The organism is Peribacillus sp. FSL H8-0477 (assembly GCF_038002765.1).
Classification (GTDB): Bacteria; Bacillota; Bacilli; order Bacillales; family DSM-1321; genus Peribacillus.
In genome coordinates this window covers 1,812,420-1,839,135 of the sequence record NZ_JBBODE010000001.1, presented here as the reverse complement: position 1 = coordinate 1,839,135, position 26,716 = coordinate 1,812,420, and the positions used below count along the sequence as shown (strand labels likewise).

General features: G+C 39.3%; 31 protein-coding genes and 2 riboswitches. Of the genes, 21 read left to right on the top strand and 10 right to left on the bottom strand.

All coding sequences use genetic code 11. The features are described 5' to 3' along the window. From MHI18_RS09385 to MHI18_RS09375, 3 genes are read left to right on the top strand one after another with little or no spacing between them, the layout of a single operon-like run. Complete coding sequence (locus MHI18_RS09385) at nucleotides 1–1,722, top strand: methyl-accepting chemotaxis protein (RefSeq protein ID WP_340847096.1); 1,722 nt, start codon at nucleotides 1–3, stop codon at nucleotides 1,720–1,722. Between the two features lie 16 nt (nucleotides 1,723–1,738). Next, entirely contained in the window at nucleotides 1,739–2,485 is a 747-nt protein-coding gene (locus MHI18_RS09380) for an SDR family NAD(P)-dependent oxidoreductase (RefSeq protein ID WP_340847095.1), read from the top strand. Nucleotides 2,486–2,506: 21 nt separating this feature from the next. Next, complete coding sequence (locus MHI18_RS09375) at nucleotides 2,507–4,012, top strand: sodium:solute symporter family protein (protein ID WP_340847094.1); 1,506 nt, start codon at nucleotides 2,507–2,509, stop codon at nucleotides 4,010–4,012. A gap of 336 nt (nucleotides 4,013–4,348) precedes the next feature. Here the strand turns inward: MHI18_RS09375 and MHI18_RS09370 are convergent, their stop codons facing one another. Beyond that, nucleotides 4,349–4,924, bottom strand: coding sequence for a cupin domain-containing protein (locus MHI18_RS09370; protein ID WP_340847093.1), 576 nt, complete (start codon nucleotides 4,922–4,924; stop codon nucleotides 4,349–4,351). A gap of 80 nt (nucleotides 4,925–5,004) precedes the next feature. Between MHI18_RS09370 and MHI18_RS09365 the strand changes: the two genes are divergently transcribed. From MHI18_RS09365 to MHI18_RS09355, 3 genes are read left to right on the top strand one after another with little or no spacing between them, the layout of a single operon-like run. Next, entirely contained in the window at nucleotides 5,005–5,748 is a 744-nt protein-coding gene (locus MHI18_RS09365) for an SDR family oxidoreductase (RefSeq protein WP_340847092.1), read from the top strand. Beyond that, nucleotides 5,738–6,745 carry an S-adenosylmethionine:tRNA ribosyltransferase-isomerase gene (locus MHI18_RS09360; RefSeq protein WP_340847091.1) on the top strand — a complete coding sequence of 336 codons (1,008 nt, stop codon included), beginning with the start codon at nucleotides 5,738–5,740 and terminating at the stop codon, nucleotides 6,743–6,745. Before MHI18_RS09365 ends, MHI18_RS09360 begins: the two co-directional genes overlap by 11 nt. Nucleotides 6,746–6,759: 14 nt before the next feature. Further along, nucleotides 6,760–7,116, top strand: a complete 357-nt coding sequence (locus MHI18_RS09355) for a VOC family protein (RefSeq protein WP_340847090.1) — start codon at nucleotides 6,760–6,762, stop codon at nucleotides 7,114–7,116. Between the two features lie 11 nt (nucleotides 7,117–7,127). Here MHI18_RS09355 and MHI18_RS09350 read toward each other — a convergent pair whose 3' ends face one another. Beyond that, nucleotides 7,128–7,397 carry a DUF1450 domain-containing protein gene (locus MHI18_RS09350; protein ID WP_340847088.1) on the bottom strand — a complete coding sequence of 90 codons (270 nt, stop codon included), beginning with the start codon at nucleotides 7,395–7,397 and terminating at the stop codon, nucleotides 7,128–7,130. A gap of 732 nt (nucleotides 7,398–8,129) precedes the next feature. Here MHI18_RS09350 and MHI18_RS09345 point away from each other — a divergent pair. Further along, nucleotides 8,130–10,079: an LTA synthase family protein gene (locus MHI18_RS09345; RefSeq protein WP_340847086.1), complete on the top strand. Its 1,950-nt coding sequence runs from the start codon at nucleotides 8,130–8,132 to the stop codon at nucleotides 10,077–10,079. 75 nt (nucleotides 10,080–10,154) lie between these two features. Here MHI18_RS09345 and MHI18_RS09340 read toward each other — a convergent pair whose 3' ends face one another. Continuing rightward, nucleotides 10,155–10,364, bottom strand: coding sequence for a hypothetical protein (locus MHI18_RS09340; protein ID WP_040375873.1), 210 nt, complete (start codon nucleotides 10,362–10,364; stop codon nucleotides 10,155–10,157). Between the two features lie 187 nt (nucleotides 10,365–10,551). Here MHI18_RS09340 and MHI18_RS09335 point away from each other — a divergent pair, with 187 nt between their 5' ends. From MHI18_RS09335 to MHI18_RS09325, 3 genes are all read left to right on the top strand, one after another. Further along, nucleotides 10,552–10,896 (top strand): DUF948 domain-containing protein, encoded by a 345-nt coding sequence (locus tag MHI18_RS09335; protein ID WP_340847085.1) that lies wholly within the window; start codon nucleotides 10,552–10,554, stop codon nucleotides 10,894–10,896. Nucleotides 10,897–10,907: 11 nt separating this feature from the next. Beyond that, nucleotides 10,908–11,002, top strand: a riboswitch (guanidine-I (ykkC/yxkD leader). 78 nt (nucleotides 11,003–11,080) lie between these two features. Beyond that, nucleotides 11,081–11,401: a quaternary ammonium compound efflux SMR transporter SugE gene (gene sugE, locus MHI18_RS09330; RefSeq protein ID WP_340847084.1), complete on the top strand. Its 321-nt coding sequence runs from the start codon at nucleotides 11,081–11,083 to the stop codon at nucleotides 11,399–11,401. Between the two features lie 81 nt (nucleotides 11,402–11,482). Continuing rightward, nucleotides 11,483–12,031: a YhcN/YlaJ family sporulation lipoprotein gene (locus tag MHI18_RS09325; protein WP_340847082.1), complete on the top strand. Its 549-nt coding sequence runs from the start codon at nucleotides 11,483–11,485 to the stop codon at nucleotides 12,029–12,031. Between the two features lie 97 nt (nucleotides 12,032–12,128). Here the strand turns inward: MHI18_RS09325 and MHI18_RS09320 are convergent, their stop codons facing one another. From MHI18_RS09320 to MHI18_RS09310, 4 genes are all read right to left on the bottom strand, one after another. Continuing rightward, the gene (locus MHI18_RS09320) at nucleotides 12,129–13,601 is read right to left on the bottom strand and encodes an amino acid permease (RefSeq protein ID WP_340847630.1); all 1,473 of its coding nucleotides are present in this window, start codon (nucleotides 13,599–13,601) and stop codon (nucleotides 12,129–12,131) included. 68 nt (nucleotides 13,602–13,669) lie between these two features. After that, a riboswitch (Lysine riboswitch) is annotated at nucleotides 13,670–13,849 on the bottom strand. An 88-nt stretch (nucleotides 13,850–13,937) separates the two neighbouring features. After that, on the bottom strand, nucleotides 13,938–14,150 hold the full coding sequence (locus tag MHI18_RS22150) for a substrate-binding domain-containing protein (RefSeq protein WP_445669987.1): 213 nt from the start codon (nucleotides 14,148–14,150) through the stop codon (nucleotides 13,938–13,940). Continuing rightward, nucleotides 14,057–14,338, bottom strand: a complete 282-nt coding sequence (locus MHI18_RS09315; protein ID WP_340847081.1) for a hypothetical protein — start codon at nucleotides 14,336–14,338, stop codon at nucleotides 14,057–14,059. Before MHI18_RS09315 ends, MHI18_RS22150 begins: the two co-directional genes overlap by 94 nt. After that, nucleotides 14,339–14,527 carry a hypothetical protein gene (locus tag MHI18_RS09310; RefSeq protein ID WP_340847629.1) on the bottom strand — a complete coding sequence of 63 codons (189 nt, stop codon included), beginning with the start codon at nucleotides 14,525–14,527 and terminating at the stop codon, nucleotides 14,339–14,341. 226 nt (nucleotides 14,528–14,753) lie between these two features. Between MHI18_RS09310 and MHI18_RS09305 the strand changes: the two genes are divergently transcribed. The 3 genes from MHI18_RS09305 to MHI18_RS09295 all read left to right on the top strand — a co-directional run bounded on the left by MHI18_RS09305 (nucleotide 14,754) and on the right by MHI18_RS09295 (nucleotide 17,432). Beyond that, nucleotides 14,754–15,926: an FtsW/RodA/SpoVE family cell cycle protein gene (locus tag MHI18_RS09305; protein WP_340847080.1), complete on the top strand. Its 1,173-nt coding sequence runs from the start codon at nucleotides 14,754–14,756 to the stop codon at nucleotides 15,924–15,926. A 161-nt stretch (nucleotides 15,927–16,087) separates the two neighbouring features. Continuing rightward, a complete protein-coding gene (locus MHI18_RS09300) occupies nucleotides 16,088–17,125 on the top strand; it encodes a GGDEF domain-containing protein (RefSeq protein WP_340847079.1) in 1,038 nt (345 codons plus the stop codon). A gap of 55 nt (nucleotides 17,126–17,180) precedes the next feature. Continuing rightward, nucleotides 17,181–17,432, top strand: a complete 252-nt coding sequence (locus MHI18_RS09295) for a DUF2573 family protein (protein WP_340847078.1) — start codon at nucleotides 17,181–17,183, stop codon at nucleotides 17,430–17,432. A 32-nt stretch (nucleotides 17,433–17,464) separates the two neighbouring features. On the opposite strand, the gene MHI18_RS09290 is transcribed toward MHI18_RS09295, so the two are convergent. Next, the gene (locus MHI18_RS09290; RefSeq protein ID WP_340847077.1) at nucleotides 17,465–17,800 is read right to left on the bottom strand and encodes a spore coat protein; all 336 of its coding nucleotides are present in this window, start codon (nucleotides 17,798–17,800) and stop codon (nucleotides 17,465–17,467) included. Nucleotides 17,801–17,817: 17 nt separating this feature from the next. Further along, nucleotides 17,818–18,087 (bottom strand): hypothetical protein, encoded by a 270-nt coding sequence (locus MHI18_RS09285; protein WP_340847075.1) that lies wholly within the window; start codon nucleotides 18,085–18,087, stop codon nucleotides 17,818–17,820. Between the two features lie 180 nt (nucleotides 18,088–18,267). Between MHI18_RS09285 and MHI18_RS09280 the strand changes: the two genes are divergently transcribed. Then, the gene (locus MHI18_RS09280; RefSeq protein ID WP_340847074.1) at nucleotides 18,268–19,182 is read left to right on the top strand and encodes a proline dehydrogenase; all 915 of its coding nucleotides are present in this window, start codon (nucleotides 18,268–18,270) and stop codon (nucleotides 19,180–19,182) included. Nucleotides 19,183–19,228: 46 nt separating this feature from the next. On the opposite strand, the gene MHI18_RS09275 is transcribed toward MHI18_RS09280, so the two are convergent. Then, nucleotides 19,229–19,354, bottom strand: a complete 126-nt coding sequence (locus MHI18_RS09275) for a YuzL family protein (RefSeq protein ID WP_081704954.1) — start codon at nucleotides 19,352–19,354, stop codon at nucleotides 19,229–19,231. A 222-nt stretch (nucleotides 19,355–19,576) separates the two neighbouring features. Between MHI18_RS09275 and MHI18_RS09270 the strand changes: the two genes are divergently transcribed. From MHI18_RS09270 to MHI18_RS09240, 7 genes are all read left to right on the top strand, one after another. Further along, nucleotides 19,577–21,961: a 3-hydroxyacyl-CoA dehydrogenase/enoyl-CoA hydratase family protein gene (locus MHI18_RS09270; protein ID WP_340847073.1), complete on the top strand. Its 2,385-nt coding sequence runs from the start codon at nucleotides 19,577–19,579 to the stop codon at nucleotides 21,959–21,961. Between the two features lie 37 nt (nucleotides 21,962–21,998). Next, nucleotides 21,999–23,177 carry an acetyl-CoA C-acetyltransferase gene (locus MHI18_RS09265; RefSeq protein WP_340847072.1) on the top strand — a complete coding sequence of 393 codons (1,179 nt, stop codon included), beginning with the start codon at nucleotides 21,999–22,001 and terminating at the stop codon, nucleotides 23,175–23,177. A 27-nt stretch (nucleotides 23,178–23,204) separates the two neighbouring features. Beyond that, nucleotides 23,205–24,989 (top strand): acyl-CoA dehydrogenase family protein, encoded by a 1,785-nt coding sequence (locus MHI18_RS09260; protein ID WP_340847071.1) that lies wholly within the window; start codon nucleotides 23,205–23,207, stop codon nucleotides 24,987–24,989. 171 nt (nucleotides 24,990–25,160) lie between these two features. Continuing rightward, nucleotides 25,161–25,517: an arsenate reductase family protein gene (locus MHI18_RS09255; RefSeq protein ID WP_340847070.1), complete on the top strand. Its 357-nt coding sequence runs from the start codon at nucleotides 25,161–25,163 to the stop codon at nucleotides 25,515–25,517. A gap of 38 nt (nucleotides 25,518–25,555) precedes the next feature. After that, nucleotides 25,556–25,939 (top strand): glycine cleavage system protein GcvH, encoded by a 384-nt coding sequence (gene gcvH / locus MHI18_RS09250; protein ID WP_340847069.1) that lies wholly within the window; start codon nucleotides 25,556–25,558, stop codon nucleotides 25,937–25,939. A gap of 79 nt (nucleotides 25,940–26,018) precedes the next feature. After that, the gene (locus tag MHI18_RS09245; RefSeq protein ID WP_340847068.1) at nucleotides 26,019–26,360 is read left to right on the top strand and encodes a toprim domain-containing protein; all 342 of its coding nucleotides are present in this window, start codon (nucleotides 26,019–26,021) and stop codon (nucleotides 26,358–26,360) included. Between the two features lie 9 nt (nucleotides 26,361–26,369). Next, nucleotides 26,370–26,681: a thioredoxin family protein gene (locus MHI18_RS09240; protein WP_340847067.1), complete on the top strand. Its 312-nt coding sequence runs from the start codon at nucleotides 26,370–26,372 to the stop codon at nucleotides 26,679–26,681. Nucleotides 26,682–26,716: the final 35 nt, after the last annotated feature.

Here is a 26,716-nt window from a genome sequence, read left to right as displayed (position 1 = left end):
ATGTTTAATAAAAAATCGTTACGCTACAAAATCATGGTCATCGTGTTAGTTACCGTATGTTTGCTAACCGTAATTCTTTCAACTACAAGCATATATATGTTGGAATTAAGACTTCAAGAAGATTTAAAACAGGAATTGACAAGTGTGGGGTTATTAACAGAAAAGACATTAAATTCGACTGCGATAGAAACTTTAAGCAAGTCATCGAGTACAACAAATTCAACCTTTAAAAAAATACAAGGTGACCTTGATTCGATTCAAAAAGAGCAGGGAATTATGAGCTGGAGCTATATCTGGAGTGTCGATGGAGATAAAGTTACGCCGATAGGCTATACAAGTAATTTAAATGAGATTTATAAAGCAGGTGAAGTATTTGAGGATATTGCGCCCATTCATTTAAAAACGGCTCAACAAGCAATGGAATCAGGTAAATCAGAGGTGACTGATATTTTCAAGGATACGTTTGGATCCTGGAGAACAGTATTTACTCCCATCGAGAATAACGGACAGGTTATTGCTGTTATTGGGATCGATTATTCGGCAGATTATATTAACAATATTGTAAAAAAATCAATTATTAATCAAGTAGTCATAGGGGTATTGGGGTTAATTGTGATTCTGGTTGTGATCCATTTTGTATTGAAACGTCTTTTAAAACCGCTGGGCCTCGTAGTTGAAGTTGCTGATAGTGTCGCGAAGGGTGATTTAACGGCTACGATAAAAGCAGTTAATACGGATGATGAAGTTGGCAAGCTTTCGCATTCTGTACAAGAAATGGTTTCGAGTTTGCATGGTCTAATCACTAATATTCATGATACATCAAGCTATTTGGCTGCCTCTGCGGAAGAACTTTCTGCTAATGCTTCTGAAACGTATGACTATTCGATGAAAGTGTCTGAAGATATTACGAAAGTGGCACGTGGAAATGAAACCACCTTACAGACAACGGAGGAAAGTGTCGCTGCAATTGAAGAAACTGCATTTGGAATACAAAAAATTGCCGGTTCATCCTTGATCGTATCGGAATCTTCCGTTCATACGTCAAATGAGGCACAATTAGGAAATGAAATTGTGCACCGACTAATAGATCAGATGCAAAACATCCATGAATCAGTACATCAAATCGGAAATGTCATAGGTAAATTAAATGATAATACAGCGAAGATCAGCAGTTTTGTCAAAATCATATCTGAAATTGCTGATCAAACGAACTTACTTGCTCTTAATGCAGCGATTGAAGCAGCTCGTGCAGGTGAACATGGTAAAGGTTTCGCTGTCGTGGCTGATGAAGTAAGGAAACTGGCAGAACAATCATCAAATTCAGCTGTACAAATTACGGATCTAATTCGGGTCATTCAAACTGATTCTTCATACTCCATTCAAGTCATGGATAAAGGTGAAAAAGATGTGGAAGCAGGCTTGACTCTAACGAACGAGGCCGGTTCCATTTTTGAACGGATTTTTGAATCAACTGAAAAAGTTGCCCTGCAAATTCAAGAAGTATCTGCCGCATCTGAAGAAATATCTGCTTCTTCTGAAGAGGTTGCCGCATCGGTTAATGAAATGAAGGCCACTGCAGAGAATACAGCGAAATTCTCTACCAATGTTTCCGAAGCCAGTCGTGAACAGTTGATATCAATGGAAGAGATAAAGGCAACTTCTGATTCGTTAGGAAAAACAGCTGAGGAATTACAAATACTAATCGGCCATTTCAAAATTTAAGAAAGCAGGGGGAGCTATGAACTTTTGCAATAAGACAGTTGTAGTAACCGGCTCAAGTAAAGGCATTGGTAAAGCAGCGGTGCTTGCCTTTGCCAAAGCTGGAGCAAATGTTTTAATCAATTACATAGGAAGTGACGAAGAAGCGGAGGCTGTTCGGGAACAGGCCGAGACTTATGGTGTGAAAGCCTATAAATATCGAGCAGATGTCGCAGATTCTAAACAAGTTTCTGAGATGTTCAGCTATATGGACGAACAATTAGGGAGTTTGGATATTCTTGTCAACAATGCAGGGTTTGCGCAGGAGTCGCCAATTACCGAGATGTCCGATGATATGTGGGACAAGATGATTAAGGTGCATCTGTACGGTACTTTTTATAACGCGAGAGAAGCGGCCAAGCGGATGAAGGTTCAGGGGAGCGGTAAAATTATCAATATCTCTTCAGATTTAGGAAGCCTTGGGTGTGAGGACTTTACCCATTACTCAGCAGCGAAAGGCGGAATCAATGCCTTTACAAAAGCACTCGCGAGGGAATTAGCCCCTGAGATTAATGTAAATGCTGTAGCACCAAGCGGCACGCTGACAGATATCCTAGAAGCGTTTGGTGAAAATTATATTGAGGAAGAAGCGAGTAAGTACCCATTACAACGTTTGGCAAAGCCTGAGGAGATTGCCCAGACCATCCTCTTTATAGCATCGGAGCAAGCTAATTTCTTCGCAGGACAAATTATCAGTCCGAATGGCGGAGTAGTTATGAATGGCTAATAAACAGCGGAGGGTTCAATAGTGAGTGCAATCGTAATATTTTGTCTTTATTTAGTATTTATTTATTATATAGGTTTCAAAGGGTATCAACGGATAAAAACAGCAGAAGACCTGATTGTAGCCGGATGGAGTATGCCGCTGTATGTTGTAACGGGCAGTCTGATTGCAGCTTTGCTTGCTGCACCATTCTTCTTTGCAGCTGTAGGTTCTGGTTATACAGATGGTGGATTTGAAGGTACGGCTACAATGGCTGGTCTTGGTACATGTATGATTCTTGGTGCATTAATCTGGACAAAGCCGCTAAGAAGATTGAAAGGATGGACCATCGCCGATTATTATGGCTTACGGTATGGATCTAAAAAACTGGGAGCTTATACAGGTAGTTTAATGGCCATTGCTTTTGGATTATTCAATGCAGGAGCATTGACGGTTGGTGGGACTTATATTATTCAAGCCATTTTTACGATAGATTTTGTACCGGCCGCGATTTTATTTGTTTCACTAACCGTCGTGTATTCTGTTGTGGGCGGGTTATGGGCAGTTGCCTATACTGAGATTGTCCAAGGAATATTTGCGATTGCCGGCATTCTTGGTATCGCACTGGTCGTGTTCTTTCAATATGATGAGTTTATCTTTAATCCGAATTGGTGGAATGTTAGTCACCTCTTTGAAAAAGGGGGAGCAGGTTTTTGGTCGCTCTACTTGATTTTGGCTCTAGGCGATATTCCAGCAGCTGATTTGGGACAAAGAGTCGCCGCAGCTAAAAATCCGAGAGTTGCCTACTTAAGCATGATTATTGCTGGTTCGGTAGTCATTGCAATCAGTTGGATTCCGGGAATGCTTGGTGAATCATTCAAAATGATTTTCCCAGATAGTACAAATCCAGAAACATTAATGCTCGCTTTTGCTCAAGGCTATTTCCCACCGATTGTGTCAGGAATTTTCCTTACAGCAATGGCGGCCATGGGAATGTCGACATTAGCAGCTTGTTATGTAGCATCATCAGGTATCATTACCAAAAATATTTATCTCGATTTTATCAATCCAAATCCAGATCCAAAAAAATTGCTGCTTTTTTCAAGGCTGGTTATCGTAGTCTGTGCAGCACTTGGCTTGATTCTATCACTTGGCTTCCAAAAGGTAATTGATCTAGCTTACTTGGCATGGGATATTGTCTTTGTTACATTATTCTGGCCATTAGTTTTAGGGCCGTTTTGGAAACGCGTAAGTACACCGGCGGTTTGGGCAAGTATTACCGTAGGACTTGCCTATTATATTGTTACTTCGGTATTTTCAGTTCCAGGTACTGTATCAGACTCAACAGGTTTCATTGGTCTCTTATCTGAACTATGGCATATGCCTGCATTCTCAGGGGCAGTGATTTCAGGATTGACGATTGTCGTGGTCAGCTTGATTATTCCACCAACGGAAGAAGTACTAGAAATGCACCGTATTGAGAAAGATAAGTCATTAGATGAACTACAAGATTATAAAGATAAAATCATTCCAGAAGACAACGTATGTTAAAAGAAGTCAGAGCTCCTTATAAGGTGCTCTGACTTCTTATGGCGTTTTAGCTTTTGTTCTACTTACTATTTCTTCGCAATTCCCCCGATTTGAATGGATCTCCACCTAAATCCGCTCTTGGGTAGCACGTGTTTTCATTTGACCGTCGGACTAAAATCCAAATTAAATGTAGAAAGACCGTTGATTTGGGTGTTGGCGTGAAGATTCCTACGGGCTCATCGCCCGTCCACGGAAAGAGAAACGCCTGGAACGGAAATCAACTGCCGATTTAGAAAACCAAAGAAGACTGTAGACAAACTCGGGTTTCCACCCGATTTTGTCTACAGTCTTTTCTTTTTATTTTTTTAACCATTCCGATAATAAAGGACCATTTTTCCCGAATACAGGGTCATAATCTGGCAAGGGGACTTGCTTTATTTCCGAAATCACCTCAGGGCGATTTCTAGATTCACCGGTTTTTAAATTGTAATTCATCCCATTTGGATAAGCGCCGAGAACCATGAAATCAGGGCTTGCCAGGATACATTTATGTCCAGTACCTGCGGGGAGGATCATTACATCACCTGTTTTCACTTCAATAGACTGTCCTTGTTCACCGCCAAGCATAATGGTCGCTGTGCCCTGCATCACACCAAGGGCCTCATGAGTATTGCTATGAAAATGGTGATAATCAAAAACTCCTCCTTCCCAGCTGTTTCTCCAATTGTTTTTGTAAAATCTTTCTTCTATCTCATTTCCTTTTCCAAATGCATGTTTGTAAATAAGAACAGGTAGATCGGGGTTGTTGGGGATGATTCCATCATCCTTAAAAAGAAGACTATGACTATCCATAGGCACCTCCAGCTTTTTTCTATATATGTTCCCTTTCTTGCTTGAGTAAAACCACGTACGACTAAAGTTGTAGTAAATCATCCATCTTATTGGCGATGCTGCTGCCTTATCCTGCGCGTAAGATAAAGGTATAAATCAGTAGATGGAAAGGGGAATAATAAATGGAAACAAAATCTAACCAAGTCGTTATCATCACGGGTGCCTCAAAAGGACTAGGGAGAGAGCTCGCTCTAGCTTTTGCAAAAAAGGGAGCGTGTCTGGCACTGTGTGCAAGGAATGAGGAGTTACTGTTCCAGGTTAAAGCGGAAGCCGAGGAATTAGGGGCGATCGTTCTAGCTGTAGCCGGGGACCTATCTATAGGAAGAGATGTGGAGAAATTTGCGTCATGTATTGAAAAAGAATTTGGCAGGGTGGATGTTTTAATTAATAATGCTTCGGTTCTAGGACCGAGTCCGATGCCGTATTTAGTAGATTATCCTGAAGAGGATTATCACGACGTTGTGAGAACAAATACGGTAAGCCCCTTTTTAATGACCAAACGTGTTCTTCCAAGTATGCTTCAGAAAGGCAGAGGATCTATTATCAATGTTACCTCAGAAGCAGGAAGCACTGGTTACGCTGGATGGGGTGCTTATGGTATTTCAAAGTTTGCTATAGAAGGATTAACGCAAACATGGGCAGATGAAGTGAGTGGTACGGGGGTCAGAATTAATATGGTAGATCCAGGGGAAATGGATACTGACATGCATGCATTAGCAGTTCCAGATTGTACGTACCCTATAAATCATCCCGCAGATGTGTGTGATGTCTTTCTCTTTCTTGCTTCAGAGAAGGCTCGGACCGTAAATGGACAACGGCTAGAGGCAGTCGAATTCAGAGAAGGGCGGGGCAGCTATGCAGATTAACACACAAACCTTTACCCTCCCGCATGAACTACACGCAGCGTTTCCACCTGAACGGCGCGGTGTTAGAAGAGATCATGTCCGAATGATGACGATAGATAGAAAATCTGGCAAAGTGATTCATGATTCTTTCAATCATTTAGCTGATTATGTAAAACCAGGTGACATGATTGTGTTGAATAACAGTCGTACCATCCCGGCTGCGCTCCGGGCAACCATCCATAATCAAGAAATAGAGGTGAGGTTAGCTCGCTGCTTAAGCGAAACAAGTTGGGAAGCCTTAGTACTATTCGATAATGTGGAAATTGGTGATTGCCTCCAATTTTCCGACGAACTATTTGCCGTTGTAATAGACAGAAAACGGGACTCACCACTACTCGTACTTCGCTTCTCAATTAGCGGGTTGTCTCTTTTTCAGCATGTGTATAGCTTAGGTGAACCCATTCGCTATGAATATATCGAAGAGTCATGGGATCTCCATTATTACCAAAATGTATATGGAACGGTACCAGGTTCAGTGGAATTGGCTTCAGCTGGAAGAGCATTTAGCTGGGAGATGCTGCTGGATTTGCAGAAAAGAGGAATACAGCTTTCTTATTTACAGCTTCATACTGGGCTTTCCTATTTGAACGATAATGATCAACTCTCCCCTAAAGAAAATATAGAGAGGTACGACATTCCCCAAGAAACAATGGCTGCAGTCTTAAAAACAAAAGCTTCAGGAGGCAAAGTTATTGCAGTAGGTACCACTGTAGTCCGAGCACTTGAGTCAGCAGTATCAACAGGTATTTCTTCTGGGGAGACAGCGCTTTATATTGACGCTGCTTTTCCATTGGAAATAGTGGATGGGATTATTACTGGATTTCATGAACCAGAAGCAAGCCATTTAGATATGCTTACCGCATTTATTAGCCCCGAAATATTGTTTAATGCTTATGGTGAGGCAATTCGGGAAAAGTATTTATGGCATGAGTTTGGTGATATCAACTTTATTATATAAGGAAGGTGTCAGAGGTGAAGGTTCATCATATCGGTATAGAAACTAATAATATTGAGAAATCCATGCGATTTTACGAACAGTTGGGTTTTCAGATGAAAGACAGAATGATTTTAATGGGGGAGGAACTCTATTTCTTAACACTCGGGACTTTCACATTAGAATTAATTGTCCAAAAAACAGAGACCGCTGCCGCCAATCCCCATCTTTGCTTGGAGGTAACGGATTTAAAGGAGCAAGCGGAGGTAGTACAGAATGGAAAAGTCATTGAAGGACCCTTATCTTTTGAAAATGGCTGGAAGACTCTATTTGTCGAAGGCCCTTCCGGAGAAATAATTGAATTAGTACAGACCAAAAACACCCCTTCGCTGTGAAACGGGGTGTTTTATTGTGAATGAGCTTTTAGCTTTTCTAATAATTCAAATGCCGTATCGGCAGTTAGTATCTGTCCATCAACCTTAGCATAAGGTGATTGTCTACAGGTTTTACACTCGCTTAGGCATTCGTATTCTTTATATTCAACACGATTTGATGAAAAAAATTCTTCATATCGAGGAAATGATTGTTCATCAACGAATTGATCCAAATTGTTTTGGCAGAACTCCACTTTTAATTTCTTTTTGCTTGAAAATATCTTAGAAAGGAATGTGGGCATCTCTAATCTCATCCTTTAGCTTAGTATGGTCATCCATATTATATCACCGACACGCCTTGAAAACGATTATCAAACATGGTCTGGAGACCTCGAAGAAGATTAGGCATCATCTAGGTTAAACGCTATGAATATTTTTCTTCAGTTAGTATGCTGACGATTTCTAAGGTATCTATCTGCCTGAAGGGTAGGAACAGTTTCAGTAATGGAGAGAGAAATGTAAGAAGGCATTACATAATTCTCAGTAAAATAGGCTTTCTAACAACAACATGTTTGTTATTTCAAATAAATGTAAATAAATGGTTTAAATTAGGCATAATTACATATTGAAAAAGTGAAGAAAAGGTTTAAAATAGGTGTACAAAGCTTGATATATCAACATATCATAAATTTGCGGCTGGACTGCAGGGTGTCCATATACTCATTAATGATAAATAGATAAAGTGGAAAATTAAACGTGAAAGTGGTAATATAAATGTCGTAGCATTAATTTGTTATTTTTATGTAAAACTTTTCATAAGATGAATAAGGCAAGCAGTAGATTTGTCCTTTTACGCCAACAGACAACTGAACTGATATATGAATTGTAAAAAAATGTATTTTTATTGACAACTTCACCAAGAGTGATACTATTTACTTTATGTGCAAAGTCTCTCTGATGCTGTTTTGAGGGCTTTTTATTTTTTGAATGACAATTAAATCTAACTACTAGATTAATAGAGGTGAAAAAGTTATATGAACAGATTTAAAAAGGGCCAATCTTTATTGCGGCATAAACTTATTGGTTTCTTCTTAATTGCGGTTGTACTTTTCTGGATTAAGACATATATTGGTTACCGTGTTGAATTTAACTTAGGAGTAGAAAGTAAAATGCAGGAATTCCTGCTATTTATTAACCCTGTTAGTTCAGCCATGTTTATCTTTGGGCTTGCGCTTTTAGCAAGAGGGAAAAAAGCATATAAGTGGATTATTGGATTAAACTTTGTTATGTCTTTCCTGTTATATGCTAACATTATGTATTATCGCTTTTTCAGTGATTTCATCACACTTCCTACACTAACTCAAACAAAAAATGCTGGAGATCTTGGACAAAGTATTACGGCACTTATGAATCCTTATGACTTTATGTATTTCCTTGATACAGTGATTTTATTAGGACTTTACCTGTTTAAAACAGTAAAAGTCGAAACAGGAAGAATGAATCGCCGTAAGGTAGCAGTGGTCTTTGCCTGTGCGGTTGCCATTTTCTCAGTTAATTTAGGTTTAGCGGAGCAGGATCGCCCGCAGCTCCTCAAAAAAACGTTTGACCGAAACTATATTGTTAAGTATTTAGGTATGTACAATTATACGGTATATGATGCGATTCAAAATACAAAAACATATGCTCAGCGTGCAACAGCTAACAGCTCAGATATTGCTGAGGCAGTGAACTATACGAAGGCTACTACAGCCTCACCAAACCCTGAATACTTTGGAAAAGCTGAAGGAAAAAACATTATCTATCTTCACCTAGAATCCATTCAGGAATTCATTATAGACTATAAATTAAATGGCGAAGAAGTAACGCCTTTCTTGAATTCTCTTGCTGACAGCAAGGACTTTATGTACTTTGATAACTTCTTCCACCAAACAGGTCAAGGTAAAACGGCAGATGCAGAATTTATGTTAGAAAATTCTCTGTTTGGTCTTCCGCAGGGTGCGGCATTCACAACACAATCTCAGAATACATTCCAGTCTGCTCCTGCTATTTTAGGGCAAAAGGGATACACATCAGCTGTTTTCCATGGTAACTATAAAAGTTTCTGGAATCGGGACAAAATGTATAAGGCACTTGGCTTCAATCAATTTTTTGACGCTAGTTACTATGATATGAATGAAGATGACGTGATGAACTACGGATTAAAAGACAAACCGTTCTTTGAAGAATCTATTCCGTTGATTGAATCAATGGAACAGCCATTCTATGCGAAGTTTATCAGCTTGTCTAATCACTTCCCATATCCACTTGACCCAGAAGAAGCAACGATTGAGAAACATACGACTGGTGATTCATCAGTAGATAATTACTTCCAAACCGCAAGATACGCGGATGAGGCTCTGGAACAATTCTTTACTTACCTGAAAGAGTCTGGACTATATGATAATTCTGTCATTATCATGTATGGTGATCACTATGGTATTTCTGATAACCATAATGCAGCTATGTCTCAAGTACTTGGTAAAGAAGTTAATAAATTTGAAAATACTCAATTACAGCGCGTACCGCTATTAATTCATGTTCCTGGTGTTGAAGGCGGAGAGATGCATCAATATGGCGGGCAAATTGATTTAATGCCAACGATGCTTCACTTATTAGGTATTGATACGAAAGATTATGTTCAATTCGGTTCGGATCTATTATCGAAAGAACACCGTGAAGTTGTTCCATTCCGTAATGGAGATTTTATCACGCCAAACTATACGGTCTTAAAAGGTAAAAACTATGATACAAATACTGGTGAGCTAGTCGAAGAAAATGAAGAAATCATTCAAGATCAGAAAATGGCTCAAACTATGCTCGAGCTTTCGGATAAAGTAGTTAATGGAGATTTGCTTCGTTTCTATACTCCTAATGGCTTTAAGCCGATTGACCCAGCAAATTACGATTACACGAATACTGAAGAAGAATCTAATTCAGAAAAATAATAAAAGTATCCGGCTGTCGAGATAAACTCGGCAGCTTTTTAAAACCCCTAACCTGTTAAGGTTAGGGGTTTTGATTTATAGGACCATAATAATTAAGTAGGATGTAGCAAATGTTATCCACGCATTACCGCTGGTTAAAGGGTGGATGAGAAGAATAACAGTGGCAATTAACACAATAGCTTGAGAAATGGTAATTCGAACTAAAGACTTGTTTTTTGCCTCCTTTAATAAGAACATGACTGCAAGAATAATAAATCCTGTTCTCCAAACGAGACTGATATCCATTCATTCTGCCTCCTTTATTTCAATGATGGGTCTAGTTTTACCCAGTATGTTGGTTTTAGTCATAGAAAATTTGGTTATCTTAAGAGTAAATAGGTTGAAATTCAGTATGTTCAGATAGATAGTTGTTATTTATAGTGTGGAAAGGGTAAAGTAGGGTAATGACCATTTAAATGGAGGAGGATACGGAATGTTTATTGTCTACCTAAGTTTAGTAATTGTGATTTTTTCCTTAGCTTATCTTGCTTTTCGGGCTTTTAAGACATATAAAGATATGAAGCCAGCCTTAAAAAGCCTTAATGAAACATCGGTTAGATTGCAAGCAAGGATGGAATTGCTTAAGGAAGAAACGACTCATTTGAGTCAGACACAGCAGGCAATTACTGATGATGTACAGTTGAAAAAAGAATCAGTTCAATATACAATGGATTCTGTAAAAGCTGTTCCTGCGTCATTCAAACAAGTATGGCATGCTGTCAAAGGAATAAATGTCAAAAATCCTGCTGTCAGTGCTACAAAACGGGATCAGGCTTAAAATAGAATAAACAATTAGGTTTCTAGGGTTCCGCAGGTTAAGGTCTGGTCTGGTCCGAGAGAAACGCGCGAATTTGCGTACACGGAGGGATAAAAGCCCGGGAGATATCTAAGGATACCTCCCGGGCTTTTTTTGAATTTTAACTGGAAATTACGCAGCATGATTATTAAGGAGGAGATTGAATATGGCGTGGATTTTTTTACTTATTGCAGGCGTTTTTGAGGTGGTCTGGGCAATCAGTCTAAAGTATACAGAGGGATTCACTAAGTTATGGCCTACGGTTGTAACAATCATTGGAATGGTTATTAGTTTTTATTTTCTCTCAGCAGCAATTAAGACGCTTCCAATTGGAACTGCTTATGCCATTTGGACTGGTATTGGCGCATTGGGTGCGGTAATCATGGGAATCATTCTATTTAATGAACCAAGAAGTGTTTCTCGTTTAGTTTTTGTTGGATTTATATTGGTTGGAATTATAGGGTTGAAAGTTACCTCCTCTAATTAAGGCATGATCATTTTTACTCCATAAGAATAAATCAATTGATACGGCGGATAATAACTGTATCAACTTAGAGGAGTGAGAATGATGAGAAAATCTGCCGCAATTATAGCTAGTAGTGTAATGGCCATATTTATTGGAGGATGTTCAGCCAATAATGATAACCAGAATACGGATGTAGGGATGAATAATCGAGACAATCGTAATACACCTAATGTAAATCAAGTTAGAAACGGAGATTATATAACGCCGAGAAATGTTAATACAAATGATGCGGGAGTTAGAGACAATAATAACGGAAAAGATATGCGCCTGTCAGAAGACATTTCTAAAAGCCTGAATGATTTGAAAGAAATCAAACGGTCAACGGTAATCGTGGTTGGCGATCAGGCATATGTTGCCGCACAGCTTACAGATCATAAACAGACGCATTTTTCTAAAGACGTAAAGCAGAGAATAGCCAAAAGAGTGAGAGAAGCAGATCGTACAGTCAGACATGTTTACATTTCCACTAGTCCTCACTTTGTTAAGCGAATGGATCAATATGCAAGAGATGTGAGGAATGGAAAACCAATCTCAGGTATGTATGATGAATTCAGCTCTGTAGTAAAACGGGTTTTCCCGCGGGCTTATTAGAAATGAACAAGCAAAAGTAACAGACTGTCTCTTTAGGTGTTTAAAATTTCACAAAAAAAAGCAGCTCCAACGTTGGAGGCTGCTTTTTTACGCTTAATTATTTTTCTTCAGTCGTAAAGTCACATTCTTCTAAAGGAATTACTTTTGTTTTTTTAATGAATTTATAGCCTAACCAAAGTACAAAGAATAAAGGCAGGCCAATATACGCGCTGATGGCCCCTAACCAGTCAATTGAACCGCCAGTAAAGGCTTCGTAGTTCTGGCCAAATATAACCACGAGACAGACACCTAGAGCGAATAAAGGACCAATTGGGAATAGCTTTGAGCGATAGGGAAGATCGTTTAAATCTCTTCCTTGGGCTACATAGGCTTTTCTAAAACGGTAATGAGCAATAGCTATTCCTACCCACGTGACAAATCCAGCCATACCAGAAGCATTTAGGAGCCAAACGTATACCACACCATCACCAAAGAGGGTTGTAGTAAAGGCAAGGGTACCAACAAGGCTTGTCATAATTAGTGCATTTACTGGAACGCCTCTCTTATCGAGCTTACCGAGGAACTTAGGGGCTTTACCGTCCCGTGCAAGATCCCACAGCATCCGAGTTGATGCATACATTCCAGAGTTACCAGCTGAAAGAACAGATGTTAAGATAACAGCGTTCATTAAGGAAGCAGCGAAGGCAAGTCCTGCTCGTTCGAACACGAGTGTGAATGGACTAACCGCTACGTTTTCACTTAGAAGACGAGCGTCTGTATATGGGATGATCATTCCAATGACAAAAATCGCTAAAATATAAAATAAAATAATTCTCCAGAAAACGGAGTTGATGGCCTTAGGGATTGTTTTTTCTGGATTCTCACTTTCTCCGGCAGCAATTCCTAGAAGTTCTGTTCCTTGGAATGAGAAACCAGCCACCATAAAGATACCAAGAATGGTGAAAAATCCGCCGTTAAATGGTGCATCTTCAATTGTAAAGTTAGAAAAACCGATTGTTTCTCCACCCATGATTCCGAAAATAATTAAAATACCGGTAATTAAGAAAATGATAACGGTTATGACTTTAATAAGAGCAAACCAATATTCTGCTTCACCGAATCCTTTAACAGACATGTAATTAAACAAAAACATAATAACTAAAGCAAGCGCGCTCCAAAGAAGAGATGGGCTGTCTGGAAACCAAAATTTCATAATCAGAACAACTGCGGCAAGCTCAGCTGCAATGGTGACTGCCCAGTTATACCAATAATTCCATCCAATCGCAAAACCGAAGGAAGGATCAATAAACCGTGACGCATAAACCCTGAATGAACCAGTGACAGGCATGAACGCAGCCATTTCAGCTAGACCAGTCATTAAAAAGTAAACCATAAGTCCAATTGCTGCATATGCGACCAGTGCTCCGCCTGGTCCAGCCGTATGAATGGCTCCCCCACTGGCAAGGAAAAGTCCTGTGCCTATGGTTCCGCCTAGAGAGATCATTGTTAAATGCCGTGCTTTCAGTCCACGTTGTAGTTGACCGTTTGATGATTGTGAATTCTTCACTGAACTAACACTCCTTTGATATATAGAAGAAAAAAGGCACAAAAAAACAGCAGTCGAAAAAGATCGACGGCTGTTGATAGACCGTTTATCCTTCCGAAGATAGCACCCCACGTTTAAAAACGTGACAGAGATGTTCCTATTTGAAAACATCGCCAGCGTGGGTATACAATGTTATACCCAAACTTCGGCAACTTATCCTTTCTGAAGGAGTCAAAAATTTTCATTGAATCTCGTCCGTCATACTTTTATAAGCTGCAGCCTCTAACTCATCGGTTAATGAGGAAGTATTAAATTAATTATGTTAAAATTATAAATGACTTTAAAGCAGAGTGCAATGAATAAATATGGAAGCAAACCTATTTATACGGTTTTGCGTTTAATCAGACGGAACTTGAGCTTGATTTTTGCTGGATCTTTTTCTAGTTGACTAAGGTCAAAGGCAGTTTTTCCAATCTGCTCTAGAGGGAGCGAAACGGTTGTTATGCCGAGCGTTTTGGCAACGCCGTCATTATTAAAGCCAATAATACCAACGCTTCTGGGAACGTTCTTTCCTGATTGCCTCGCTTGTAAGATGAAACCCGCTGCTGCTTCAACAAGTCGTCTGGTTTTTCAACAAGTCCATTCCAAATATGAAACACCTCACCGCCATCTGTAATGTTATAGATGCCGTCAATCAGCCAATCCTTTCTAGCGACAAGCTGATACTTTTCGACTGATTCGTGATTAGCCTTTAAACGCTGATGACTGTTACGTCCAATCAATCATCCTAGGACTAATCCGATTTTAGAATAATTATTTTTAATTAAATGATTAAATGCCAAGGTTACTGCTGCATAATGGTCAATGCATACAGAAGGAAACTCTGTTTGCGTAGTATCTTCACATAGAATGATGGGTCCGTACCCTTTATATCCTCGGAGAATTTTCATCTCGATCACCCTTGAACAGATGATGATGTTATGAGCATATTAAGAGCTTGTATTTCTTTATGCCGTTGAGAATTTGTATGAAAAATAACCTTAAAGTTAAAAAAAGAAAATGAAAAGTAAAAATATGTATTCCTCAATGCGCAATATGTAATATTATCCATCCTTCGATATAGTTGAGATTTTGCTTGGATAAAGTATAATGGATAAATGGCTTTAAGTAGTGCTGCATTGTTAGGGGAGATTTTAAATGGAACAGCAAAATAGATTTTCAAATCGCATCGACTACACCTTAGTTTTTATCTTATTTCTATTATGTATTTCTAGTTGTATCGCCATTTACAGTGCTATGACAACAGGGCAATATACAGAAAACTTTCTTGTAAAACAAATTTTCTGGTATGCCGTTGGTGTGGGTATTATCGCAGCGGTCATTACTTTAGATTCCGATCAATTAATTAAAATTTCCTGGTATGCTTACGGTTTTGGACTATTCTTATTACTTCTACTTATTATTGCCCCAGAGAGTATTGTACCAGTTCGGAATGGTGCTAAGAGTTGGTTTGTCATCCCGGCACTTGGATCTATACAACCGTCGGAGTTTATGAAGGTCTTTCTAATCATGGGATTGGCCAAAACAATCTCTAGTCATCATCCTAAATTCATTATAAAAACAATTAAATCAGATTTGTGGCTGTTGATTAAATTAGGTATTGTAACAATGGTTCCACTTGCACTCGTTATGCAGCAACCAGATCTTGGGACATCAATGGTGTTTTTAGCCATCATGCTTGGGATGATGTTTATTTCGGGGATATCATGGAAAATCCTTTTGCCAATCGTGTCGGCGGTTGCTTCAATTGGATCATTGATTTTATATTTAGTATTGAAACAGCCTGCCTTCTTAGAAAAATATTTGGGCGTAAAGGAATATCAATTCGGGAGGATTTACTCTTGGCTTGATCCGTATAACTATTCTAGTACAACAGGCTTTCAGCTGACTAAGTCACTGCTTGCAATCGGCTCAGGACAAACGACAGGTAAAGGTATCGGTTCTCGCGAAGTTTATCTTCCAGAAAGTCATTCCGATTTTATCTTCAGTGTAATCGGCGAAGAATTTGGTTTCGTTGGTTCAAGTATCTTGATTAGTTTATTTTTCTTATTAATTTATCATTTAACCAAAACTGGCATGTATACGAAAAATCGATTTTATACATATCTCTGTGTCGGTGTGATTAGTATGGTTACTTTCCACGTCTTCCAAAACATCGGAATGACAATTGGGGTCTTGCCAATTACGGGTATTCCTCTTCCATTTATCAGTTATGGAGGAAGTTCTCTAATGGGGAATATGATGGCTATGGGACTGATCTTCAGCATCCGCTATCATTACAAGAAATACATGTTTTCTTCAAATAGTTAGAAAAAAGCTTGTTGTTAATACCTAGTATTTAGGTCATTAGCAATAGGTTTTTTTTAGGTGTTGTTTTATAGGATATATAAGGTAAAAACTGAATATATAGGTTTTTAGTCCTGGTAAAAAGGGAATAGGTAGAACAGAAACTTATCTCGGGGGACTACAGCATGCATACATACTTAAAAAGCCATGGTTCAAATAACTATCTAATCGGTTTATTAATTATTATTACGATGGGACTGCTATACAATATACATTTGGTTTACCTGCTTATTGTTTGCCTGATACATGGATGCTGCCTAATCCATGTATATAAAACGGAGAACCAAAAGAATCACCTTATTCACTATGGAACCGCCATCGTTAATCATCAAGGAAAGATGACGACAATTAATGAAAGAGGGAAAGAAATTCTGTTTGCTGATTCTTCTGAAAGCATGGATGATTGGGAGTTTATTGATGAATATGGTTTACCTATAGCACAAGAGGAACGGCCCTCTAAAGTAACACTAAGGAATAAGCAGCCCATGCAAAATCAAATGATTGGGTTAAAGCATAAAAGCAGTGGTCAAGAAAAATGGCTCCTCGTACACACGAATCCAATTCTTTCAAAGAAGAGCCACTTAGATGAAGTAGTTATCGTTTTTACGGAAGTATCTTTCTTACTTCAATATAGAAATGAGATGCAAAACCGTAATAATCAGTTGAAGCACCTATCCTTAACAGATGGGTTAACTGGAATCCCAAACCGTCGTTATTTCGAAGAATACTTATATGACATATGGGAGGATATGCGTAAACAAAAAAAACCAATGGCGCTGATTATGCTTGATATTGATTATTTTAAGAAATTTAATGATACATATGGTCACATAGAAGGAGATATCTGTCTTAAAAAAATAGCGAAAGTCTTGGAGGAAACGGTTCATGATTCAGGAAAGGTTTTTCGTTATGGGGGTGAGGAGTTTGCGGTCATCCTTCCGAATGCGGATGAACACACTAGTATGAAACTGGCTGCTAGGTTAAGACAAGAAGTAGAAAAATTGAGAATACCGCATTCATTGTCAACTGATTGTGCCTATGTAACCGTAAGCACTGGAGCGGCTTCTTTTGTTCCTCAGGACAGGGAGAATGTAGAGAGGTATGTTCAATCAGCGGATAATCAATTGTATGAAGCGAAGCGAAACAGGTGTCAGGCTTGCTAATTCTAGTCAATCATTCATACTATTTAATAATTGAAGCTAGTAAAGGAGGAATTAGATGACTAAACAGTTTAGAGCACAATTTGACGCACTCCTCGAAAAATATTCAGAGCTATTACTTGGAAGCGGCGAGGAAGAACTGAAGGAAAAAGTTCGTTATTATGCGTTATATACTCAGATTTCAAAAACCATGCCTGCACTCGTTAAACATTGGAATCAAATCTATCCAGACAGCAAACAAGAAATGATACAGCTGATTGCGGAGATTAAGCAATTGAATGATGCTCACCGCAATAAATCAGCTGAATAAGAAAAGGAGGCGTATAGCGCCTCCTTTTCTTATTAATGAAGAGAATAAGGAAATTGGTTTTCGTAGTCAGTAAATTGCTGATGTGATTGGCTTATTTTCTGAGTCTCAGCTTTTTCGAGACTGTACCAGCCTTTTTGGAACATTAGATTGTATAAATTCCGCTGCATATCTGCTGTTTCATTATAGATAGAAAGAATGTCTTGATATAACTCTTGGTGGCTTGCTTCATTAATCGCCGTATCATAGGAACTTTTCATATACTTTTCTGTGCTTAAAAGATCATTTATAAAATCTCGCTCGTTCATTTGCGGCGTCTTAGGGACTGGTGTTTCGGGATTCTGAACTTTATTTTGGTTTTGATTATCCATAGGAAAGCCTCCTCAGACTATTGTAGTTGTTGTTGACCGGCATCCAAGTGTGAGAGAATTTTCTCATAATGTCTTTGGTGCATTTGTCCACATTCATTTATGGCTGTGATCAGCTGAGGGTCCGTGCACTGAGTTGCATAGAAATGGGCTTTTTTAAGTGCTAACAAATTCCAAGAAAGCATGTCTGTAATATAAAGAGCATCCTTAGATGTTATAACCTTCGGAGGTTGTGCCATGGTGCTTTGGGTTTGCTGCTGATTGGACTGTTCAAATGATTGATTCTGCATTTGTATCCTCCTTTTCAATTAAACGAACTTTCTTACCTTCCCCCTGTCCAAAAAAACTATACAAAATAAATAATTTTGAAGATTTGAATTTTATATCCATTATATTAAATAAATGGTAATATAATCTTACGATAGTTTTCCCCTTGCTTTATAAAAGGGAGGGATACAGGAGGCAGCTATATGGAGAAAGCAATGAGAGATTTTTTTCTGTTCTTATCGAAAAATAGAGGTATGACAAAATTGGCTAAAAGATATGGGCTGCGCTTTGGAGCAAAACGGTTTGTGGCTGGAGAAACAATTGATTTTGCAGCAGAAGCGATTAAGGATTTAAATGATCAAGGGTTAGCTGTAACGATAGATTACCTGGGTGAATTTGTAGATAACGAAAAAGAAGCGAATGAAATGGCTGATAATTGTCTCATTGCGATTGAAGAGATTGGTAAACGAGGTCTCAACTCACAGCTTTCTTTAAAATTAACGTCTATGGGTCTAGACTTAAATGAAAACGTTGTCATGAATAACATGCGAAGAATTCTTGATAAAGCGCAAGAACATAATGTGTTTATTACCATTGATATGGAAGATTACGAACGATGCGGTAAGACAATCGAAATTTTTAAGAAGTTAAAAAGGGAATATGACAATATCGGTACCGTAATTCAAGCTTATCTTTACCGCACAGAACAAGATATTCGAGAATTAAATGAGTATCAACCTAATCTTCGTCTAGTTAAGGGTGCATACAAAGAATCACCTGATGTGGCTTTCCCAGAAAAGAAGAATGTCGATGAAAACTATAAAAACATTATTCGGATGCATTTAGAAAATGGAAATTATACGGCGATTGCTACGCACGATGATGCGATCATTGAATACACTAAACAGTTAGTAAAAGAATATAATATTCCGTATGATCAATTTGAATTTCAGATGCTGTTTGGGATTCGAAATGAACGGCAGCTTGAGCTTGCTGCTGAAGGATATAAAATGCGAGTCTACGTTCCATATGGAACAGATTGGTATGGTTACTTCATGCGGCGGCTTGCGGAAAGACCGGCAAATGTAGCATTTGTTTTGAAAGGAATGTTTAAATAAAGATAATAACGGAACCAAGCATTCATGAGACCTGGTTCCGTTCAGCTTATTTTTTATATTGATTGTTTTGACTGTTTACTTTGTTTTTTTCCTGTTGTTCACCCGGTCCAGCGTTTCCCTTAACACTCGCAGCGCTGACCGCACCTTTTGAGGGATTTCGTTTACGTTTCATCTTGTATTCACCTCCGCCTTTCTTATTTTTTCTAATGCGCGATTATTTACTCCGATTCCGCTAAAAGAAATAAATGTAAAAAAATAAACATTTTTTGGTTACTTTTGATTGCGAAATCTTCTGGAATCTTTTATATTTGTAATAGGAATAAATTGTTGATATTTTTTTGAGATAAAAATGAATGAGCATTCATTCAATACATTATGTAAGGGGGATTTAAACTTGGTTCGACAAATACGAAAGGCTGCTGTTTTAGGGTCGGGAGTTATGGGATCAGGGATTGCTGCACACCTTGCGAACATCGGCATTCCAACTTTATTATTGGATATTGTACCTCGTGAACTATCAGAGGATGAAAAGAAAAAAGGACTTACCATTAATGATAAACAAGTACGGAATCGCTTTAGTCAATCAGCGATTACCAAGCTGCTTAAACAAAAACCAGCTCCACTTACCTCAAAAAAACACCTTGCGCTTATTGAGGCGGGAAACTTTGAAGATGATTTACAACGATTAAGTGAAGTGGATTGGGTTATAGAAGTTGTGGTTGAAAATCTTGCCGTTAAGCAGGATGTTTTCACAAAGGTTGATCAATTCCGAAAACCAGGCAGCATCATCAGCTCCAATACATCTGGTATTTCAATTGAGGCCATGGCAGAAGGACGTTCTGAAGACTTCCAGAAAAACTTCTTAGGTACACATTTCTTTAACCCACCGCGCTATTTGAAACTGCTTGAAGTGATTCCGACGAAAGCAACCGATCCAAACGTTCTTACTTTTATGAAACAGTTTGGTGAAGATGTCCTTGGTAAAGGGGTAGTAGAGGCGAAAGATACGCCAAACTTCATTGCCAATCGTATTGGTACGTATGGTTTGCTTGTAACGGTTAGAGAAATGCTGAAAGGCGGTTACAGTGTCGGTGAAGTGGACTCGGTAACAGGCCCGCTGATTGGCAGAGCAAAAAGTGCTACATTCCGTACACTTGATGTGGTCGGACTAGATACCTTTGCACATGTTGCGAAAAACGTGTATGACCAAGTTGACGGCGAAGAGAAAGACGTATTCACACTACCGGATTTCGTAACTAAAATGCTGGATAATGGTTGGTACGGCAGCAAATCTGGTCAAGGATTCTTCCATAAAAAAGGGAAAGAGATTCTTGAATTAGATCCAGAAACATTAGAATATGTGGCAAGGAAAAAACTAAAAGCTCCATCCGTTGAGATGGCCAAACAAGCAAAAGGTCTTGGGAACAAAATGAAAGCGCTTGTATATAGTGAAGATCGTGCTGGTCAGCTTTTATGGGACATTTTAACTCCAGCTCTTCTCTATTCAGCAGAACTTACAGGAGAAATTGCGGATGATATCGTTTCTATCGATCAGGCGATGAAGTGGGGCTTTGGATGGTCAACAGGTCCATTTGAAACATGGGATAGTATTGGTCTAGAAAAATCCGTTTCCCGCCTTGAGCAAGAAGGTAAAAAGGTTCCCCAATGGGTGACTGACATGTTGGCAAATGGCTTCACTTCTTTCTATAAGGAAGAAGATGGTGTTGTTTCTTACTATAACAATGGTGAATACAAACCATTGCAGGAAAATCCGAAAGTTATCAATTTAAAACAAATAAAAAAACAAAAAGGTGTCATTAAGAAAAATAGTGGTGCAAGTCTAATTGATATTGGCGACGGTATAGCACTTTTAGAATTCACTTCACCTAATAATGCAATTGGATTAGATATCATCCAAATGATTAATCAATCCATTGATGAAGTGGAAGCAAATTATAAAGGGCTTGTAATCGGGAACCAAGGGAAGAATTTCTGTGTTGGCGCGAATATCGCGATGATGCTGATGGAAGCACAGGATGATAATATCTTTGAACTAGATATGGTCATCACTCAATTCCATAAAGCAATGCTGAAAATTAAATATAGCTCACGTCCAGTTGTTGCTGCCCCATTTAATATGACCCTTGGCGGTGGTGCAGAAGTCTGCTTGCCAGCTGCAAAAATTCAGGCGTCCACTGAAACATATATGGGACTTGTCGAAGCAGGAGTCGGTTTAATTCCAGGCGGCGGCGGAGCAAAAGAGCTGTATGTTAAAACACTGAAAAGCATGCCGAAGAATGTTGAGTTCGATCTTCAAAAAGTTGCGAATAATGTCTTTGAATCCATTGCAACTGCGAAGGTATCCACTTCAGGGGAAGAAGCTCGCGAAAATAACTTCTTGAATTTTGCTGATGGAATCAGTATCAATCCTGACCACTTAATTTATGATGCTAAGCAGGCAGCTCTTGCTCTCTATGAAGAGGGATATACAGCACCAGCGAACACTAAGATTCCAGTGGTTGGTGAAACAGGTTATGCGGCTCTTTTATTAGGAGCAGAATCTATGAGATTAACGGGTTTCATTTCTGACCATGATATGGTAATTGCGAAGAAATTAGCTTTTGTACTGGCTGGAGGCTTGGTTCCGTTTGGAACAGAAGTTGATGAGCAGTATATTCTTAACCTAGAAAAAGAAGCGTTCCTAAGCTTAATCCAAATGCCAAAGTCACAGCAGCGGATGCAAAATATGCTTGTTAAAGGCAAGCCGTTACGTAACTAAAATCACTAGCTTACTAGAAAATTTAAGGGGGATCCTCATGAGAGAAGCGGTAATAGTAGCTGGAGCAAGGACTCCGGTGGGCAAGGCAAAAAAAGGTTCACTTGCCAATGTCCGTCCAGATGACCTAGGGGCTCTTGTTGTAAAAGAAACGTTGAAACGTGCGGGAAATTATGAAGGTACAATTGATGACCTGATTATCGGATGCGCTATGCCTGAAGCAGAGCAAGGGCTGAATATGGCAAGAAATATCGGTGCGTTAGCTGGTCTTAAGCACGATGTACCGGCCATTACCATTAACCGGTATTGTTCAAGCGGATTGCAAAGTATAGCTTACGGTGCAGAACGGATCATGCTTGGACAAAGTGATACAGTTCTGGCAGGCGGAGCAGAATCAATGAGTCTTGTGCCAATGATGGGCCATGTCACTCGTCCGAACCGTATGCTTGCTGAAACGGCACCTGAATACTATATGGGAATGGGTCATACAGCAGAGGAAGTAGCTAGACAGTTTGGCATTTCTCGTGAAGATCAGGATGCTTTCGCGGTACGCAGTCATCAAAAGGCAGCTAAAGCCATCGCTGAAGGAAAATTCGCTGATGAAATCGTACCAGTTGATGTAACGCTTCGGTCTGTTGGAAAAGATCATCGATTACAAGAAAAAACGTTCCAATTCTCACAAGATGAAGGTGTCCGCGAGGGAACCACTTCTCAAATCTTAGGGAAATTACGGCCCGCTTTCTCTGTTACTGGATCGGTTACAGCTGGTAACTCATCACAGACGAGTGATGGAGCAGCAGCGGTGATGGTTATGGACAGAGAAAAAGCGACATCACTTGGACTTCAAGCGATGGGCAGATTCCGCTCATTTGCAGTAGCGGGAGTACCTCCGGAAATTATGGGAATTGGTCCTGTGGCAGCTATTCCGAAGGCACTTAAATTAGCTGGTCTTGAACTATCTGATATTGGTCTTTTTGAACTGAATGAAGCATTCGCTTCTCAGTCCATCCAAATCATTCGTAAACTCGGCTTGAATGAAGAAATCGTTAATGTGAACGGCGGCGCTATTGCACTTGGACATCCGCTTGGTTGTACTGGTGCAAAGTTAACATTGAGTCTGCTGCATGAAATGAAACGCAGAAATACACAATTTGGGATTGTGACTATGTGTATTGGCGGCGGTATGGGTGCAGCTGGAGTATTTGAACTGTTAGCTTAAATAATAAAATTCAGGAGGTCATTATATATGTCTAATCAAACTGAAAACCTGCTCAAAGGTGGAGCCTTTTTATTAGAAGATATTACGTATGAACAAATGTTTACGCCAGAAGACTATTCAGATGAGCAAAAAATGATTGCGAAAACAACTGAGGATTTTGTTCTTAACAAAGTTCTTCCTAAGGTAGAAAAATTAGAAAACCACGAATTTGAAAATTCAGTGGAGCTTTTAAAGCAAGCAGGAGAACTTGGATTGCTTGGAGCAGATGTACCTGAAGAATACGGCGGACTTGGACTTGATAAAATCAGTTCAGCACTCATTGCTGAAAAAATGGCACGCGCTGGCGGTTTCGGTATTACTCACGGTGCGCATGTCGGGATTGGTTCACTGCCAATCGTCCTATTCGGAAACGAAGAGCAAAAGCAAAAATACTTACCGGCTCTTGCAAGCGGTGAACTTCTTGCTGCCTATGCCCTGACGGAGCCAAGCTCGGGATCAGATGCGTTAGGAGCAAAAACAACGGCTAAACTTAATGCAGAAGGTACGCATTACGTGTTGAATGGTGAAAAACAATGGATCACGAACGCTGGCTTTGCAGATGTATTTGTTGTGTATGCAAAAATTGACGGCGATAAGTTTTCAGCTTTTATTGTTGAACGTAGTTTCTCTGGCGTTTCAACGGGTGCTGAAGAAAAGAAAATGGGTATTAAGAGCTCTTCTACACGGACATTAATCCTAGAAGATGCACAGGTGCCGGTTGAGAACCTTCTTGGAGAAGCAGGCCGAGGCCATGTGATTGCCTTTAATATTCTAAATATTGGTCGTTATAAGTTAGGTGTAGGTGTAGTGGGCGGAGCAAAGCGTGCATTTGAGCTTGCAGTTGGATATACAAACCAACGTCAACAGTTCAAAACACCGATCTCTTCTTTCAATCTAACAAAAGAAAAACTAGCTACCATGGCTTCTAAGATCTATGCAGCAGAAAGCTCCGTATATCGGACCGTGGGTCTGTTTGAGCAAAGAATGAGCCAACTTTCTGCTGATGAAATCAAAGATGGTAAAGAAGTAGCTAAGTCGATAGCTGAATATGCAATTGAGTGTTCACTCAATAAATTCTTCGCTTCTGAAGTTCTTGATTATGTGGTTGACGAAGGCGTTCAGCTTCATGGCGGATACGGATTCATGCAAGAATATGAGATTGAGAGAGCTTATCGTGATTCAAGAATTAATCGTATTTTTGAAGGAACAAATGAAATTAACCGTCTACTCGTTCCTGGAACATACCTGAAAAAAGCGCTTAAAGGCGAGCTTCCATTATTCCAGAAGGCACAAGCTCTTCAAGAGGAATTAATGATGATGATGCCTGAAGAACCGGGCGATGAGCCATTAGCACAAGAGAAAATGCTTGTCAGTAACGCCAAAAAAATTGGTATCTTAGCTGCTGGATTAGCTGCACAAAAATATGGCAAAGAACTAGATAAAGAGCAAGAAGTTCTTGTGAATATTGCTGATATTGTTTCCCTAGCTTATGCTGCAGAATCAGCTGTATTGCGGACAGAAAAAGCAATCGCAGCAACTGGACTAGAGAAGAACCAACAAAAAGTTCTTTATACAGAAATTTTTGTTCAAGAAGCCTTTAATCAAATTGAACAGCATGCGAAAGAAACGTTAATTGCAGTTGAAACGGGCGATACTTTACGAATCATGCTTTCTTCATTCCGTAAATTAACTCGTCATAACCCAATCAATGTAATTGCGAAGAAACGTGAAGCAGCAGTCAAAATTATTGATGCAGAAAAATTTGTCCTCTAATCAATATGTCTTAAAAGGAGTATCCCTGCGGGGGTGCTTCTTTTTCTAATTTGTTTAGATACACCAAGGTGATTTTTTAGTATGATAGAACATAGAGTCAGCGCTGTTTATTCAGCTGATTTTTTGTAATGGAAAGAAAAAACGGGTATTCTATTTGTAGGTGGTGAAAAGATGTCTCTATCATTTTATTGGTATCCTAAATGCAGTACATGCCGTAATGCAAAAAAATGGCTTGATCAGCAGGGTTTGGAATATGAAGCGATTCATTTACTCGAAAATCCGCCATCAAGATCGCAATTGGAAGAGCTCTATCGAACAAGTGGTTTAGAGTTAAAGAAATTCTTTAATACCAGCGGTCAGAAATACCGGGAACTTGGTTTGAAGGACAAGCTGAAGGATGCAACTGAAGCTGAAATGCTTGATATTCTGGCTACAGATGGCATGTTGATAAAAAGACCTATTGTTTCAGACGGGAATAAAGTAACGGTAGGCTTTAAGGAAGAAGAGTACGCGAAGACCTGGGGCTGATAAGGCTCTAGTCTACATAATATAGGGGGGAATTCATAATGGCAGCACCAAAGGAATTTCGTTATTCAAAAGAGCATGAATGGGTACAAACAGAAGGTGAAACGGCAAGAGTTGGAATCACACAGTTCGCGCAGGCTGAACTAGGTGATATCGTTTTTGTTGAGCTTCCGGAAGTAGGCGCTGAATTAAAAGCTAATGAACCATTTGGCAGCGTTGAATCTGTTAAAACAGTCTCTGAATTGTATGCACCGATCAGCGGCAAGATCATTGCTATTAATGAAGAATTAAATGATAACCCTGAGTTCGTTAATGAATCCCCATATGAAAAAGCATGGATGGTCGTTATTGAGCCGGCAGACAAAAGTGAAATTGAAAACTTGATGACTCCGGAACAATACGACGAAATGACAAACGAAGGTTAAGTTATGTGTGCAGGTGGGGAGGGGCATTGCCCTTCTCTGTTTTTTTATTTACACAATCAGAAGAAACAGGTGATTTGTAGTGGGAAACGAATGCTCAGATAAAGTGTTAATTGTTGAAGGAGTGACGGATAAACGAAAAGTCACACAAATTCTTAACGAGAAGCTGGAAATTATCTGTACAAATGGGACCATATCTATCACACGGCTTGACGAATTGGTTGATGAGCTGGCTGATAAGGATGTCTACATTCTTGTCGATGCTGATGAATCAGGGGAGAAGCTGCGCAAAAAACTGCTGCGTGAAATGCCAAATGCTTCACATTTATATATTGATCGAGTATATCGTCAAGTTGCAGATGCACCCTTACACCACTTGACTGACGTATTAGCAGCAGGAAAAATAGAAGTGAAAAGAGGATGACTGGATTACATGAAAGATTGGACGGAGACTGAATTGAACCTAGCCATTCAGTGGAAACGAACGTTTTGTTTATACTTATACACCCCAATGTGCGGCACCTGTATGGTCGCCACTAAAATGATGAATGTATCATTAGAACTACTGCAAGAATTGGAATGCGGGAAGATGAACCTAAACTTTATGCAAAAGATTGCCCATCAATACGAAGTAGAAAGTGTCCCATGCCTGCTATTATTTAAAAATGGAACACTAACGAAGAAAATCTACGCCTTTCAATCAGTACCATACCTATATGAAGAATTAAAAACATTGAACGCTTGATCCTTGTCTCCTAGAAGATAAGGATTTTTTTATAC